13 protein-coding genes are annotated in these 15,252 nt (G+C 68.5%); 6 read left to right on the forward strand and 7 right to left on the reverse strand.

Annotation, left to right across the window (positions count from 1 at the left end):
- Positions 1-159: 159 nt before the first annotated feature.
- The 3 genes from IT359_08120 to IT359_08130 all read right to left on the reverse strand — a co-directional run bounded on the left by IT359_08120 (position 160) and on the right by IT359_08130 (position 2,567).
- A complete protein-coding gene (locus IT359_08120; GenBank protein ID MCC6928936.1) occupies positions 160-831 on the reverse strand; it encodes a dienelactone hydrolase family protein in 672 nt (223 codons plus the stop codon).
- 39 nt (positions 832-870) lie between these two features.
- Positions 871-1,947, reverse strand: a complete 1,077-nt coding sequence (locus tag IT359_08125; GenBank protein MCC6928937.1) for a VOC family protein — start codon at positions 1,945-1,947, stop codon at positions 871-873.
- 134 nt (positions 1,948-2,081) lie between these two features.
- Complete coding sequence (locus IT359_08130) at positions 2,082-2,567, reverse strand: MarR family transcriptional regulator (GenBank protein MCC6928938.1); 486 nt, start codon at positions 2,565-2,567, stop codon at positions 2,082-2,084.
- Between the two features lie 133 nt (positions 2,568-2,700).
- On the opposite strand from IT359_08130, the gene IT359_08135 reads away from it, so the two are divergent.
- On the forward strand, positions 2,701-3,081 hold the full coding sequence (locus IT359_08135) for a cupin domain-containing protein (GenBank protein MCC6928939.1): 381 nt from the start codon (positions 2,701-2,703) through the stop codon (positions 3,079-3,081).
- A 72-nt stretch (positions 3,082-3,153) separates the two neighbouring features.
- Here the strand turns inward: IT359_08135 and IT359_08140 are convergent, their stop codons facing one another.
- Positions 3,154-3,477, reverse strand: coding sequence for a hypothetical protein (locus IT359_08140; protein MCC6928940.1), 324 nt, complete (start codon positions 3,475-3,477; stop codon positions 3,154-3,156).
- Positions 3,478-3,737: 260 nt separating this feature from the next.
- Here IT359_08140 and IT359_08145 point away from each other — a divergent pair, with 260 nt between their 5' ends.
- Positions 3,738-4,805, forward strand: coding sequence for a DUF882 domain-containing protein (locus IT359_08145; GenBank protein ID MCC6928941.1), 1,068 nt, complete (start codon positions 3,738-3,740; stop codon positions 4,803-4,805).
- Positions 4,806-4,964: 159 nt separating this feature from the next.
- Here IT359_08145 and IT359_08150 read toward each other — a convergent pair whose 3' ends face one another.
- Both IT359_08150 and IT359_08155 read right to left on the reverse strand, forming a co-directional pair.
- On the reverse strand, positions 4,965-5,489 hold the full coding sequence (locus IT359_08150) for a GNAT family N-acetyltransferase (protein ID MCC6928942.1): 525 nt from the start codon (positions 5,487-5,489) through the stop codon (positions 4,965-4,967).
- 20 nt (positions 5,490-5,509) lie between these two features.
- Entirely contained in the window at positions 5,510-6,886 is a 1,377-nt protein-coding gene (locus IT359_08155; protein MCC6928943.1) for an amidohydrolase family protein, read from the reverse strand.
- A gap of 263 nt (positions 6,887-7,149) precedes the next feature.
- On the opposite strand from IT359_08155, the gene IT359_08160 reads away from it, so the two are divergent.
- The 4 genes from IT359_08160 (at position 7,150) to IT359_08175 (ending at position 12,315) form a co-directional block, all read left to right on the forward strand.
- Complete coding sequence (locus IT359_08160; GenBank protein MCC6928944.1) at positions 7,150-8,427, forward strand: amidohydrolase family protein; 1,278 nt, start codon at positions 7,150-7,152, stop codon at positions 8,425-8,427.
- A gap of 5 nt (positions 8,428-8,432) precedes the next feature.
- Positions 8,433-10,403 (forward strand): PQQ-binding-like beta-propeller repeat protein, encoded by a 1,971-nt coding sequence (locus IT359_08165; protein ID MCC6928945.1) that lies wholly within the window; start codon positions 8,433-8,435, stop codon positions 10,401-10,403.
- An 87-nt stretch (positions 10,404-10,490) separates the two neighbouring features.
- On the forward strand, positions 10,491-11,063 hold the full coding sequence (locus tag IT359_08170; protein MCC6928946.1) for a DUF4126 domain-containing protein: 573 nt from the start codon (positions 10,491-10,493) through the stop codon (positions 11,061-11,063).
- A gap of 25 nt (positions 11,064-11,088) precedes the next feature.
- Entirely contained in the window at positions 11,089-12,315 is a 1,227-nt protein-coding gene (locus IT359_08175) for a hypothetical protein (GenBank protein ID MCC6928947.1), read from the forward strand.
- A gap of 964 nt (positions 12,316-13,279) precedes the next feature.
- Here IT359_08175 and IT359_08180 read toward each other — a convergent pair.
- Complete coding sequence (locus IT359_08180) at positions 13,280-14,974, reverse strand: amidohydrolase family protein (GenBank protein ID MCC6928948.1); 1,695 nt, start codon at positions 14,972-14,974, stop codon at positions 13,280-13,282.
- Positions 14,975-15,252 lie beyond the last annotated feature (278 nt).

A 15,252-nucleotide genomic window follows, 5' to 3' on the forward strand; every position in this document is an offset into this window, starting at 1 on the left:
CACAAGCACGACACGGAGGTCCACGGAGGGATCGCGGAGTAGCACGGAGGAAATGCTCGTCAGCCGACCACCTCCGTGTACCTCCGTGAATCCTCCGTGAACCTCCGTGTCAAGCTTTTGAAGTGGACCTGTATCGACCCTCGAGCCCTCCTGTCCGAATCACGCCATCGCCTGCAGCATGGCTGTTGTCACCTCGATCTCGTTGTCGTTCACGAGGTGCCCCATTCCCTTGTAGATGCGTTCATCGACCACGGCGCCAAGGCGTGTGAGCACTTCCGTGCTCTCGTGCACGCGCGCCAGCGGCACGTGGCTGTCCGCGTCGGAGCACCCGATCAGGACGGGGGTTCCGTCGAGTGAGCCGTCGTAGTCGCGCGGTGTTCCCTCCGGACCAATAAGGCCACCGCTGAAGGCGGCGACGGCGCCGTAGCGCCGCGCGTGGCGCCCCACGAACTCCAGCGTGAGGCAGGCTCCCTGCGAGAAGCCGGCGAGCGCGATGCGTTCGGCGGGAATCCCAGCTTTCTCGATGTAGGCGACGATGTCACGCAGGGCCTGCACCCCGGACGAGATCCCCGGTTCGTTGTCGGCGATCGGCGCGAGGAACGAGTAGGGATACCACGTGTTTCCGCTCGCCTGCGGCGCAAACCAGGCAAGATCGGTGGCGCCGAGTTGCGGCGCCAACGACATGATGCTCTCCGCGGTCGCGCCGCGCCCGTGCGTGAGGATGAGCGCGCCGCGCGCGGTGTCGAGTGGCGCGCCGCCAGTGAGGATGTAGCCGCCCTGATGCGGCCCGGTGGGGCCGCCGTGCGGCGGCCCCGGAATCGATTGCGTCATGCGCATGTGCTCCACCGTCAGGTCGTTGAGGGGGGCGGACTACAGCTGCAAGGGCTGCAGTCCGTTCTCGATCTGTTCGCGCTCTGTCTCCAGCCACGCCGGGAGGCGAAGCTCCGTCCCCAGGGTGGCGATTTCCTCGTCGATCGTGAAGCCCGGGCCATCGGTGGCCACCTCGAGGAGGAGGCCGTCGGGATCGCGGAAGTAGATCGACTGGAAGTACGTGCGGTCCATCACCGGCGAGACCGACACACCTAACGACATCAGGTGATCGCGCCACGCCAGCTGTTCGTCGGCGTTGGCCGCGCGAAAGGCCATGTGGTGCATCTGCCCCACCCCGCCGCGTGCCGGCCGACCGCCCTTGGGCCACCCGAAGTAGGTGAGCGCCGAGTGCGGCTTGACCTCCGTGCCATCGTACGACGCCCAGAACCAGTGCTTCGTGCTCGGGTCGTCCTGGTTGAAGGTCTTCTTCACGAGCTTGAGCCCGAGCGCACTGTCATAGAAGTCGTTGATGCGTTCCAGGTCGCTGGTGATGGCGCTGACGTGATGGATCCCCTCGAGCGCCATGTCCGGGGTGATGACCGCCACCGGCTCCGGCCACGTGCGGGCGGCAATGGACGCCTCGTCGCGCGAACCGCGGATCTCGGCGTTGGACGGCGGCGCCAGTTCCCGCCTGCCTAACGCCTCGATCGGTTCGTCCACGGTGTATCCGGGACCGCGCGTGGCAATCTCCAGCACCTGCCCGTCGGGATCGCTGAAGTAGATGGAACGGAACCAGCCGCGGTCGAAGGGACCGCTCACCGGGACGCCAGCGTCGTTGAGGCGCCGCTTCCACTTGAGCTGCGCCTCGGGCGTGGCAACGCCCAGCGCCAGGTGATGCACGCCACCCACCCCCCAGCGACCGCGGGGAACCCCTACCGACTCGAAGAAGGTGAGGATCGTCCCCGGCGCACCGTTGGCATCGCCAAAGTAGAGGTGATACGACGACGGGTCGTCGAAGTTGACGGTGCGCTTCACCAGCCCCACGCCGAGCAGTTCGCGGTAGAAGGCGATGGTGCGGCGGGCGTCGGACGACACCATGGTGACGTGATGGAAACCGGCGGTGCGACGGGTGGTCATGGTCATGCTCCTGCAGAGGGACAGCGGGTGATGAGGGTGTCCGAGGGGGCCGGCGTCCGGCCAAATGCCTCAGAACTGAGATATCTACGGAATGAACACGGGGCGCGTCGAAAAGGTGCCCGGGTCGCTCGGCGTCAGGGCTCCGGCGTCGCGGCCGTGAGCCCAAGCTGCTTGAGGAGACGCGCGGCCTGGCGTTGCTCCGATTCGTCCAGCCCCGCCATGGCCTGCGCGATCCGCGCGGCGTGCCGCGGAAAGATGCGCTTCATCAAGCGCGTCCCCTCGCGAGTCAGCGCCGCGTAGCGCGCTCGGCGATCGCCCTCGCAGTCGCGCCGCTCCACCAACCCCTTGGCCACCAGCTTGTCGACCAGGAAGGTGATCCCGCCGCTCGACACGAGGACGCGCTTCTGGATCTCGCCAAGGAGCGTTTGCCCGCGATGGTACAGCAGCTCGAGCACGGCGAACTCGCCAATCGACAGTCCGTCGGCGCGCGCGTCGGCGACGGCCTGCTCGTGCACCGCCGCGTGGGCGCGCGCCAGCGTGATCCAGAGCTTGAGCGCCACCTGCTGCTGGGCAGGAAGGTCGGCGGTCGTGGCTGGCGGGGGATCCTTGAGTCGCGGCATATATCTCAGTAATAAGATATTGACGAACCCCCAGACGTCAATGCCACCATTCCCGCGCGGCTGGTAACGGACAGTGGCACGCGCTATTCTCTGCCGCGATTCCCCAACCCGCTACGCCCGACCGGAGACTCGCATGTCGTCGAAGGAATGCACGCATCACCCCTGGAGCGAGGTCCCGCTCGAGGACGTCACCTCCCACATCGCCCGCAAGCTCATCACCGGCAACGGGATGATGATCGCGCAGGTCTTTCTCAAGAAGGGCGCGATCGTGCCGCGGCACCAGCACCACAACGAGCAGCTCACCTACATCCTCGAAGGGGCGCTGCGCTTCTACCTGGACGAGGACGAGTCGCGCGTGCAGGACGTGCGCGCCGGCGAGGTGCTGCACATCCCGGCGTGGGCCTGGCACAAGGCCGAGGCGCTCGAGGACACGCTCGACGTCGACATCTTCAATCCGCCGCGTGAAGACTGGCTGAACAAGACCGACGACTACCTGCGATCCGGAAACAAGTAGCGCCCCCCAAGTGGAGGGCGCAGTGGAACCAGGGGCGCGCATCGCACGTCGCGGGGCGCGCTTTCGCGTTGCCTAACGGGCGCGGCGGCTATGCAGGAAGTGGCGCACCGCGCCGACCAGCGCAATGGCAGCTCCCGCCGCGATGAGCCAGATCCCCAGCCTGGTCTGGCTGTCGTGGAATTCGGTGCGGGCCACCCAAGTCTCGCCGAGTGGTGCCGGGTACGTCCCAGCCGCCAGCGATTGAAGCGCGCTTCGGCCGAGGAAGAAGAGCGAGACGCCTCCCACCAGAAGGAGCGCCGCCACGCCGTCTACCACGCGATCCGTGAAACGCACCGAGGCCGGCGGCGCACTGGCGATCAGGTCGGCTGAATCGGTCGGGGCGGTCGGGGCAGTCACAGGGGGCGAGGACGGGTGTTTGGAGTCGGATCGGAGGAACCCGGGCAGAAGCGATTCAGGAGTCGCCTCCCTCAGGACGATACTCGCGCCCAGAGGGCACGCGTGACGTCGAGGTGACAGCGCTCGCTATCGTGACGGTTCGTGCGTCACGTCGCGAACACGTTGTGGCGTAACGCGTTGCCCTCGCCACGCTTCGGTCGTCCTCGATGGTGATGCCTCCCCCTCCCTCGCGTTCCTCACACCGCGCCGCGAAGCTCCGAGTGATATCGGCCGTTGCGGCGGCGGTGCTCATTGTTGCCGCGGCCAGCCGCGGCGTGACCGCCGGTGAAACGGCTCAGCGCGGCGAGTCGACGCCCCCCGCGCCTCTCGCGGAGCTGGTCAACGTCCCCGTCGTCAGCAACGGGTCGGTTCCGGTCGACGCCATCGACTTCGATTCGCTCAGCGGACGCTCGGGCGACCTTCGGCTCCGCATCATTTCTCCCGCGGAGCTCGACGCCTACCCCACCCTGGTCGAGCGGCTGGGCGAGGGGATCCGCACCCCAGGGGTCCACGACGTGCGCGCCAGCGATGGGGCGGCGCGTTTCGCCTTTGCGACGCTCACCCCGTGGCAGCGGAAGCTCGGCAGCTATGTCAACGGCTACCACCTGGGGGTCTGGCCGGGGGAGCAGCGCGCCGTCAGCGAGCAGTACGAGAACCCTGAGGGATTCATCGAGGTCACGCGCGAGAGCGCGGACACGCCGCTCTCGACGCATTTCGCGCTGCGCGACTTCATCACCCACGATCAGCAGTCGGTCTGGCCCAAGTACATCGTCCTGCGTGAGGACCTGATCGACAAGCTCGAGCTGGTGCTCAACGCCCTGCAGTCGTTCGGGGTGGCAACGCAGCACATCGTCGTCCTGTCGGGCTTTCGCTCGCCACAGTACAACGCGCGCGGCGTGGGGGAGGGGATGGCGCGCTCCAGCCGCCACCAGTTTGGCGACGCTGCCGACATCATCATCGACGCCAACCGCGACGGGAGGATGGACGACCTGAACTTCGACGGGCGCGTCGACTTCTCCGACGTCCAGGTGATTGACCGCGCGGTGGCGCTGGTGGAGCACAAGTGGCCCGACCTGGTCGGCGGGCTCGGTCTTTACCACGAGACGGGGCCGAGTGGGCCGTTCACGCACATCGACGTTCGCGGGACGCGGGCGCGGTGGACCAACGTCGGCCGGCGTCGTCGCCCCGCGAGTGGCGCCTGGTCGGGTGTGACCGCAGGCGTGGCTCGTCCGTCTGGATCGTGTCAGGCCGATGGCGCGATGGCCGTCCTCTGCCAGGGGCGCCGGTAGGCGGCAAACCTGCAGGGGACGGGCCTAGCAAACGACAAGGGTGGTGCGAGAGCACCACCCTTGTCGTTAGAAGACGAGAAGACGAGAGGACGAGAAGCCTGCCCCAGCGAAGGCTGGGGACGAGAAGCCTGCCCCAGCGAAGGCTGGGGACGAGAGGAGTCAGGGCTCGGCTTCTCGCACCAGCGAGTAGTTCCACTCGTCGCGCAGCTCGCCGTCCTTGATCGCGCACTTTCGCGCCAGGTATGTGCGCTCGAAGCCGGCCTTCTCCAGGACGCGGGCCGACGCGGGGTTGTGCGTGAAGACGGCGGCGGTGAGGTGATGCAGCGCGGTGCTGCGCCACAACCACTGCACGAAGCCGCGCAGCGCCTCGGTGGCGTAGCCCTTCCCCCGAGACTCGGCGCACAGCCAATACCCTACCTCGCTGCGCACCCGGTTGATGTCCTCGCCGGGAATGTGGCCTATGGCGCCAATCACGACGTCGCCGACCGTGATGGCGAAGTTGGTCTGCGGCTCCTGCGACAGGCAGGTGGCGATGTGGGCGGCCGCATCTGCCTCCGTGTAGGGAAACGGAAAGCGGTCGCGCACCATCAACCAGACCGACCGGTCGTTGGCGATGGCGGCCAGGCGCGGCACATCGTCCGGGCGCCACGAGCGGATGGCGCAGCGTTCGAGGGAGAGGAGCATGCGCGGGAAAGCCTAACGCATCACGGACGCTTCACCACCGCGCCCCCCTTCATCACGAAGGTCACGCGCTCCAGCTCGGACACGTCGGTCAGCGGGTCTCCGGCGACCGCTATGAGGTCCGCATGACTCCCGGGTGCAACCACGCCGACCTTTCCTTTCCATCCGATCAACTCGGCAGCGTTCACCGTTGCCATCTGGATGGCCTGCATCGGCGTGAGCCCGAGGTACTTCACGAGGAGGGCGAACTGCCGCGCGTTGAGTCCGTGCGGGTAGACGCCGGCATCGGTCCCGAAGGCGAACTTCACTCCGGCCTTGTAGGCGCGGCTCCAGTTCACGTCCTGTGACCCGCGCAGCTGTCGTTCCTTCTCGATGATCTTCTCGGGCCATGCATTCTCGTGCGCGTGCTCGAGGAGATAGACATCGGTGAGGATGTCAGGGACGATGAAGGTCCCCTTCTCCAGCATGATGCGGATCCCCGCGCTGTCGACGAGCCCGCCGTGCTCCACCGACGCCACGCCGGCGAGTGCAGCGCGGCGAATAGCCTCGGCGCCGTGGGCGTGCGCCGCGACCTTTCGCCCCCACATGGCCGCCTCCTCGACGACGGCGTTCATCTCGTCCTGCGTGTATTGCGGCGCGCCAACCGACTCCTCTTCGCTCAGCACGCCGGCACCGGCGAGGATCTTGATCTGGTCGGCACCGCGCTTGACGTTCTCGCGCACGCGCTTGCGCAGGGCATCGATGCCGTCGGCGACGCCGCTCTCTCCCTCGAAGCGCACGTTGGGGGCGAAGCCGTTCAGGTCACCGTGCCCGCCGGTTGCGCTGAGGGAGTACGTGGCAACCAGCATCCGCGGCCCCGGAATGTCGCCGCGGTCGATCGCGTTGCGCAGCGCAACGTCGACGTAGGAGCCGCCGCCCACGTCGCGCACCGTGGTGAACCCCGCCTCGAGCGTGCGACGCGCATGGAGATGGGCGCGCACCGCGTCGTCGATGGGCGACCGCCGAAAGAGGTCGTCGTAGTAGCTCCCGCTTTCCGACGTGAGGTGTGTGTGGACGTCGAGCAGCCCGGGGAGGAGCGTGGCCGCGCCGAGGTCGATCACGTCGGCGCCGTTAGGCACCTTTCCCCGTTCCTCGACGCGGAGCACCGAGTCTCCTCGTACCACGACGACAACCTGGTCGAGCCTGCGCGCGCTGGCCGGATCGACGAAGTGGGCCGCCTTCACGGCGGTGAGGCGGCGTGGGGTGCTGCTGGCGCCGCTCCCCTGCGCGCTGGCCGGCGAGGCGACCGCGAGGCACGCTCCCGCGACTCCGAGGGTTAGGAGCGTAGCCGGGATGTCGGTGACAGCTCGGCGCGCGGTGCGCGCGATGCGCGCGGTGCACTTGATGAGACGAGGATGCATGCGGGCGTGCGAGTGAAGCCCCAACCTCTCAAGATCGGGCGTCGCTGTCCAGCGCCCGCGGCAAGCCCGCGGGTGAGGCAAGCCGGCGGGCGCGGTTGCTTGTGCCGAGCGGAGGCAGCGATACATTCGCGCCCGATTGGGGGTGCCGCGGGTGCGGGTGCGGGTGCGAGCGCGCGCTGCACGCGCTGCCGGCGGCGCGTCCCCAGTCTCGCCTGCTGTTTCGCTACCCCAGGACACACCTCATCCCCGCCAGGGAGAAGACGATGTCGCCAGTGTTCATCACGGCTTTGTCCGCGCCGCGCCGCACGAGCGTGTCACGCATCTGTCGCGTGCGCCGCGCGCTGCAGCTGACGGTACTCGTCGCGGCGAGCGCGACGGCGCTCGAGGCGCAGTCGGCGGCCATCACGGCGCGCCGAGTGTTCGACGGGACGCGGCTCCTGACCAACGCGACGGTGGTCGTGGAGGGGGGACGTATCGTGAGCGTGGGGGCACTTCCCGCCACGTTCCGCGGCGCCCGCTACGACCTCGGCGACGCCACGCTCATGCCGGGGCTGATGGACGTGCATGCGCACGTGGTCTGGCACTTCAACGCGCAGGGGCGCTTCCATACCAACGACGACGGCGAGACGGATGCGCAGGGGGCGATCGCCTCGGCGGCCAACGCGTACGCGACCCTCATGTCCGGCGTGACGACCATCCAGTCGCCGGGGTCGCCCGAAGACAAGGACCTGCGCGTGGCGATCGACCGTGGCGCGCTCCCCGGGCCGCGGCTCCTCACGTCGCTTGGCTCGCTGAGCGAGAGCAGCGGCACGCCCGACGAACTGCGCGTTAAGGTGCGCGCCTTCAAGGCGCGCGGCGCCGACTTCATCAAGCTGTTCGCGTCGAAGTCGATTCGAGAAGGCGGGGGGCAGACGATGACCGACGCGCAGCTGCAAGCGGCGTGCGGTGAGGCGCACGCGCAGGGACTGCGCGTCCTGGTCCATGCGCACGCCGCCGAGGCGATGAAGGCGGCGGTCAATGCCGGCTGCGACCAGGTGGAGCACGGCGTGTTTGCGACCGACGAGGTGTTGCAGCTGATGATCCGCAAGGGGACGTACCTCTCGCCGCAGTGCGGGCTCGTGTTCCGCAACTACCTGGACAACCGGGCCCGCTACCAGGGGATCGGCAACTACAACGACGCCGGTTTCAAGTCGATGGAGGAGTCGTTGCCGCTGGGGATTGCCGCGGTGCGAAAGGCGACGCACACGCCGGGGCTCAAGGTCGTCTTCGGGACCGACGCGGTTGCCGGGGCGCACGGGCGCAACGTGGAGGACCTGATCTGCCGGGTGAACGAGGCGGGACAACCGCCGCTGGAGGCGCTGGCGAGCGCGACGTCGGTGGCGGCGCAGTCGATGAAGATGGCCGACTCGTTAGGGACGATTGCCCCGAGGATGGTGGCCGACCTCATCGCCGTGCGCGGCGACGTGATGAAGGATGCAACGGCGCTGCGCCGGGTGAAGTTCGTGATGAAGGGCGGGCGCGTGTACCGCAACGACCAGTGACGATCATGACGCGCTCGCGGCGCGCGGCCGTCATCGCATTGGCGGCGGCCGCTGTCCTCGCCCCTTCGCTCGTGCTGTCGCAGGGAAACGGGAGGGAGAGGGGAACGTTGGTCGAGTGGCCCACCTACGGCGGCGATGCCGGTGGGATGAAGTACTCGCCGCTCGCCGACATCAACCGCGGTAATGTGGCGCGGCTCGAGCGGGCGTGGCAGTGGAAGACCGGCGACCCGGCCAATCCCCCGGCAGACTCGGGGCGGCCGGCGCGCCCGGGGAACTTCCAGGCCACGCCGCTGATGATCAACGACACGTTGTACCTGCCGACACCGCTCAACCAGGTGGTGGCGCTCGACGCGGGCACCGGGCGCGAGCTGTGGCGCTTCGATCCAGGCGCCTATCGCGCGGGACAGCCGTCCAACGGGACGGGGCTCGTGCACCGCGGCGTCGCGCAATGGAGCGACGGCAGTGCGCGCCGGATCTTCATCAACTCGCGCTGGCGCCTCATCGCCATCGACGCGGCCACCGGGCGCCCCATTCCATCGTTTGGCAGCAACGGGGAGATCGACCTCACGGCGCAGCTCGATCGCCCGGTGAACCGCCGGCACTACACCAACACGTCGCCACCGGTGGTGTGGGGCGATCTCGTCATCCTCGGCAATGGCGTTGGCGATCGTTTGGCCTACAAGGGCGACCCACCGGGTGACGTGCAGGCGTTCGACGTGCGCACGGGACGGCGCGTGTGGGCCTTCCGCACCGTCCCCGTATCGGGCGAGTTCGGCAACGACACGTGGCGTGACGAGTCATGGAAGTTCACCGGGCACACCAATGTCTGGGCGCCGTTCACCGTCGACTCGGCACGCGGGATCGTCTTCCTCCCGGTGGGGACGCCGAGCAACGACTGGTACGGCGGGCGCCGCAAGGGGGCGAACCTGTTCGGGGAGGCGCTGGTGGCGCTCGACGCGCGGACCGGGAAGCGCCTCTGGCACTATCAACTGGTGCATCATGGGCTTTGGGACTACGACCTCCCGGCGCCGCCTAACGTGGTGACGATCCGCCGGGGGGCGCAACGCATCGAGGCCGTGGTGGCGCCCACCAAGCAGGGGTGGGTCTTCGCCTTCGACCGTGTGACGGGGAAGCCGCTGTGGCCCATCGACGAGCGCCCGGTGGCGGCGAGCGACGTGGCGGGTGAGGAGGCGTGGCCCACGCAGCCGGCGCCGCGACGGCCGGCGGCGTTCGCGGCGCAGGGGTTCGAGGCATCGGACGTCATCGCCTTCACGCCGGCCGTGAAGGCCGCGGCGCTGGCCCAGCTGCAACAGTTCAGGACGGGCCCGCTGTACACGCCACCGTCGACCCGGGGGACGGTGACGATGCCGGGGGCGATCGGCGGTGCGGGGTGGGGCGGCGCCGCCTTCGACCCGGAGACGAACCTGCTCTACGTGAAGGCGACCAACGCGCCGGCGCTATGGAAGCTGGCCGAGCGTGCGGCGGCCTCGGACACCAACGACAACCGCTTCTTCACCGACCCGGCGGCGCCGTCGTTAGGCGTGACGGTGCCGGGCTTCGAGCGCGACGCGCAGGGGAACGCCGTGCCGCCGCTCCCCATCAGCAAGCCGCCGTACGGGACCATGACGGCGATCGACCTGGCGACGGGGGCGATTCGCTGGCAGGTCCCGCTGGGCGACACGCCGGCGGTGCGCAAGCACCCGGCGCTGGCCGGCGCGACGCTGCCGGCCGCGTTAGGCGTGGCCGGCTCGCCGGGACCGCTGGTGACGCGTGGCGGCCTGGTCTTCGCCTCCGGCGGCGGCAACGTGCTCTACGCCCTCGACGCCGCCACGGGGGGCGTGCGCTGGTCGCACGACCTGGGGACGATGGGATACGCCAACCCGATGACCTACCGCACGCGCGCCGGGACGCAGTTCGTGGTGATCGCGACCGGCATGGGCGGGAACACCGCGCTGCAGGCGTTCGCGCTTCGGTAGCCCTGGCACCGGCGGGAGGTGTGACACGTAGTGCATCACGCCGCCGGATGCGCGGCGCTTCCTTCATTCGGGATGACCGTGATGACCATGGAGACTCTGCTCGGCGTTGCGTTAGGGCTCGGACTCGCGGCCGCGGCTGGGCTGCGCGTCTTTGTCCCCGTCTTCGGGGCGGGGCTAGCGGCGCACTTCGGCGCGCTCCCGTTGTCGCACAGCTTTGCGTGGGTAGGGTCGACGCCGGCGCTCATTGCGTTCGGCACGGCGACGGTGCTCGAGATCGGCGCGTACTACATCCCGTGGCTCGATCACGCGCTCGACGTGGTGGCGTCGCCAGCGGCAGTGGTGGCTGGCATCGTCGCCAGCGCCGCGGTGATGACCGACCTTCCGCCGTTTGTCACGTGGACCGTGGCGATCATCGGTGGTGGCGGCGCGGCCGGCCTCGTGCAGATGCTCTCCGTGGGGGCGCGCGTCAAGTCGACCGTGACGACCGGCGGGCTCGCCAATCCGATCGTCGCCACGGGTGAGACCGTGGGGGCGATCGGGATCACCGTCATCGCGATTCTCGTTCCGCTGCTGGCCCTCGCCGCTTGCGTCGTGTTCACCTACGTTCTGGCGCGCATCCTCCGGCGGCGACGCGCGGCGCGTGCGCGCACCGTCGCCTAGCGTTCACTCTCGAAACAGACTGGCCATGCGCAACCTGCTTCCACTCCTGGTGCCCGCGATGTCGGCGCTGACGTTCGCGCCTGGACCAGCGCGCCTGGCCGCTCAGGCGCCGCGGCAGACCGACGCCGATCACTACACGCGCTACGAACTCCTGGCGCCCGGGACGGGGAAGTTCAGGATCATCTATGAGGTGACCGCCACCACCGCCGGCGCAACCGCGTACTACAATCCCATCCGCAAGGGGAGCGTTGCGACTGACGAGGCGGTGTTCGACCGCATGACCGGCAAGCCGCTCCCCTTCGAGGTCGTGGGCGGCGTGGCGGCGCGCGCCGGCGGCGTGCGCGGCGCCGATTCGACGCAGGAATACATCAAGGTCTCGCTGGCGCGTCCCGTCCCGACCGACGGCGAGGGGCGCATCCGCATCGACAAGACCTATGAAGACGCGCGCAGCTACCTGGCCGGCGGCGACTCGGTGGTCTTCACCCGCCCGTTAGGCATCCGGAAGAACGCGGTCGTCCTCCCGGTCGGTTACGAGCTGGAGTCGGTGAACTACCCGTCGCAGGTGCTGCGCGAGGGTGACGGGCGCATTGCCGTCTCGTTCATCAACACCGGCGTGGGCGACGTGCCGTACATCGTGAAGGGGCGTCGCATCGCGCACGCCGGCGCCGGGCGCGCCGCGGCCGGCGAGACGGCGCGCCTGTCCGAGCGCGCCTACCAGGATCGCGAGATCGTCTACTTCCTCCAAGCGCCGGAAACGCACGCCTTCGATCTCTACCACGACTACACCGAATCGCGTCCTGGCGTGAACAAGTACCTCAACGTCGTGCGCGCCGGCAGCAAGGCGTCGCGTCCCTCGGCGCGCGTCCTCGACACCGGCGAGGAGCTCGTGGTGCGCACGCTACGCGGCGAGGCGATCACGAGGGCGAAGCTCGACATCGGCGAGACGGTGAAGCCCGAGACCGAGGTCGTGGTCATCGACTTCGCGGCGCCCGGGGCCGGCGAGTCGAAGCGCTTGCGCATCAGCGAGACCTACACCGACCCGGCGCGTTACACGCTCAAGGGAGACACGCTGGTTTGGGACCGCGCCTTCGGGTGCCCGGCGAACGCCATGGTCCTGCCCAGTGGATGGGTATTGGCAAACTGCTCCGTGCCGGCCACCGTGAGCCGCACCGACGACGGTCGCGTGCGGCTGGACTTCGTGAACCAGCGCAACGACGAGATCGCGGTGTATCTCACGGCGGTGCGGCGTTAGGGGCGGTGGTTGGGCGGTGTCGCGACTCCGAATGCGATAGACGCAACGGCAAGGTCTTTCAGCGCGGCACTCGCGGTAGGGCGAGATCGAGATCTTTCACCACAGAGACGACGGAGTAGCTGTGTTGAAAGCCTAGCGGTGGTGGCCACGCCGGGTTGCCACCGCTGCTGGGATATGCGCGTCGCGTTGAGGATCAGGGCACGCTGCGGCACTCCTTCGTTTGCCTCCGTGTCTCCTCCGTGCGCCTCCGTGTCGAGCTTGTGACGTTGCGGTCGCGGATGCCCGAGGCAGGGATCGAGAGCGTGCCGAGAACAAATGGATCCCAGCTTTCGCTGGGAAGGTGGGCGCGGGGGCTGGGTTCGGCGCGCTGCGGGGCTGGGTTCGGCGCGCTGCGGGGCGCTTGAGGCGGCCGATCGCGAGTGTGTCGAGGACAAATGGATCCCAGCTTTCGCTGGGAAGGTGGGCGTGGGGGCTGGGTTCGGCGCGCTGTGGGGGCTGGATTCGGCGCGCTGTGGGGGCTGGGTTCGGCGCGCTGTGGGGGATGGGTTCGGCGCGCTGCGCGGCGCTCCTTCGTTTGCCTCCGTCTCTCCTCCGAGCGCCTCCGTGTCTCCTCCGTGCTACTCCGTGTCGAGGTTGTGACGTTGCGGTCACGGATGCCCGAGGCAGGGTTCGAGAGCATGCCGAGGACAAATGGATCCCAGCTTTCGCTGGGAAGGTGGGCGTGGGGGCTGGGTTCGGCGCGCTGTGGGGCGCTTGAGGCGGCCGATCGCGAGTGTGCCGAGGACAAATGGATCCCAGCTTTCGCTGGGAAGGTGGGCGTGGGGGCTGGGTTCGGCGCGCCGCGGGGGCTGGGTTCGGCGCGCTGCGGGGTTGGGTTCGGCGCGCTGCGGGGGCTGGGTTCGGCACGCCGCGGGGCTGGGTGCGGCGCGCCGCGATGCCAGCCCGAGACGGCCGCGACTCTCCCTTACGGCACGACCTTCGTCACCCTGAACGGATCCCGCACCGGATCGTTGGCCGGCGCCAGCTTCCGCGAGTTCTGCACCATCCGCTCCACCTCGGCCATCAGCTTGTCATTGTTCACCACCACGCCGTCCTTGATAGTGTGCACGATCCCCTTCGTGCGGTACATCTTGCCGTCCTTGTCGAGCGTGAGGTCGCCGAAGGAGTACATGAACTTGAGGTTCGCCGCGGGGTTGCCGTCGACCAGGAGGAGGTCGGCCTTGTAGCCGGGGCGCACGAGGCCGAGCGAGGGTTCGAGCAGCGTCTGCGCCGAGTTCCAGGTTGCGGTCTTGAGCACCTCGAGGTTGTGCATGCCGGTCTCGCGCTGCAGTTGCAGCTCACGGATCGACGAGAAGCCCGGCGTCGCCCAGATGTAGTTGTCGTCGGTGCCGAACGCCACGCGCCCGCCACGCTTGTTGAACTCGTAGATCAGGTCCCCCCACAGCCGGAACGCCGTCGTCCAGTAGTACTCGTCGTCGCTCGTCCAGTCGTAGTGGAAGGCGCCGTGGAACGCCGGGTTCGGCATGTTCCAGTTCCACAGCGCCTGATGCGTGTACTTGTCCGTCCACGGAAGCGACGTCGCCCGCACCATGTCGCGGTTGGCCTCGTACACCACGCGCGTGGGAAGCATCGTCACGCCGCACTTCACGAGCGAGTCGGCCACCTCGTTCAGCAGGCGCTCCCGGTTCGTGTAGGTCCACACCTTCCCCGCTTCGCGGAAACGATCGTTCTCATTCCCGTAGTTGTAGTTGCGCGGGAAGTCCTGCGTCTTGTTGTCCAGCGCCGACTCGGCGTAGCCGTAGTGGTGCTCGATCATCGTGATCCCCGCGCACGCCGCCTTCACCGCCTGCGTCACCGCCGTGTTGGACGGCTGCAGGTGGAACGAGGTGATCATCCCGTTCTCCTTCGCTGCCTTGGCGATCGCCGTGACCAGCTCCAGCGACCACCCTAACGGGTCCATCGAGATCACGCGGTTCCCGTTCGCCGCCATCGCCTTCACCACCTGCGGCGCCATGGCCGGGTCGTCCAGCTCGCGGCGCGAGAATCTCGTCCCGGCGCCGTAGCTCACCAGCGGGAACATCCGCGGCGCCACGATCTCATTGTTCGCGCTCTTCTTCGCCTCCGCCATGCCGTCGGCAAAGCCGCGATCGGCGGCGTTCACCATCGTTGTGACGCCCATCGCCAGCTTGAGGTAGTAGACGTACTCGATCTCCTCGGGCAGCGTACGGATGTGCGTGTGCAGGTCGATCATCCCGGGCATCACGTACTTCCCACCGGCCTCGATGATCCGGTCGCCCGTCATCCGCTCGCCCGCACCGCGCCGCTCAGCTGCAACCGGGTCGAAGGGGACCATCTGCGTGATCATGTTCCCCTCGATCTTGATGTCGTACGGCCCGGTCGGCGGTCCACCGTGTCCGGGAATCACCATCGCGTTGCGGATCACGAGCGACTTGTACGGCCCCTCGGCCAAGTCGCCGAATTTCTTCGTGACGATCGCCGGCGCCGGCGCGGCCGCGGCCGTCGTCGTGGGGCGCTGTTGCGCCCCCGCGAGCGAGGCGAGGGATGGCGTCAGCAGCGCGGCAAGCGCCAGCGGCTGCGTGATGCGGGCTACGCGTGCAACGCGGGCATCGAGTGCAATGCGTGGAGTACGGAACGACATGGCGGTGTCAGATCGGGACGAATCGCGAAGGTGGCGTCCGCGAGGGACGACGACGGAAGTGGCTACGGTTCCAACGCGGGCGAGGAAGGGAGTGTTGGGGCCAACGGAATCAACGTCACTGAACGCTCTCCCATCCCGAGCCGTGGCGCGGGAAGAGAAGTGACGGAGCACCGGCGTTGGACGCAAGGACGTTCGACGTTAACGTTGCGCCCCAGAATCGCCGCGCTCCAGCGGCATCGCCGCGCTCCAGCGGTATCGCCGCGCTCCGGCGGCATCGC

It is taken from the genome of Gemmatimonadaceae bacterium, from assembly GCA_020852815.1.
In the GTDB taxonomy this organism is placed as follows: Bacteria; Gemmatimonadota; Gemmatimonadetes; order Gemmatimonadales; family Gemmatimonadaceae; genus SCN-70-22.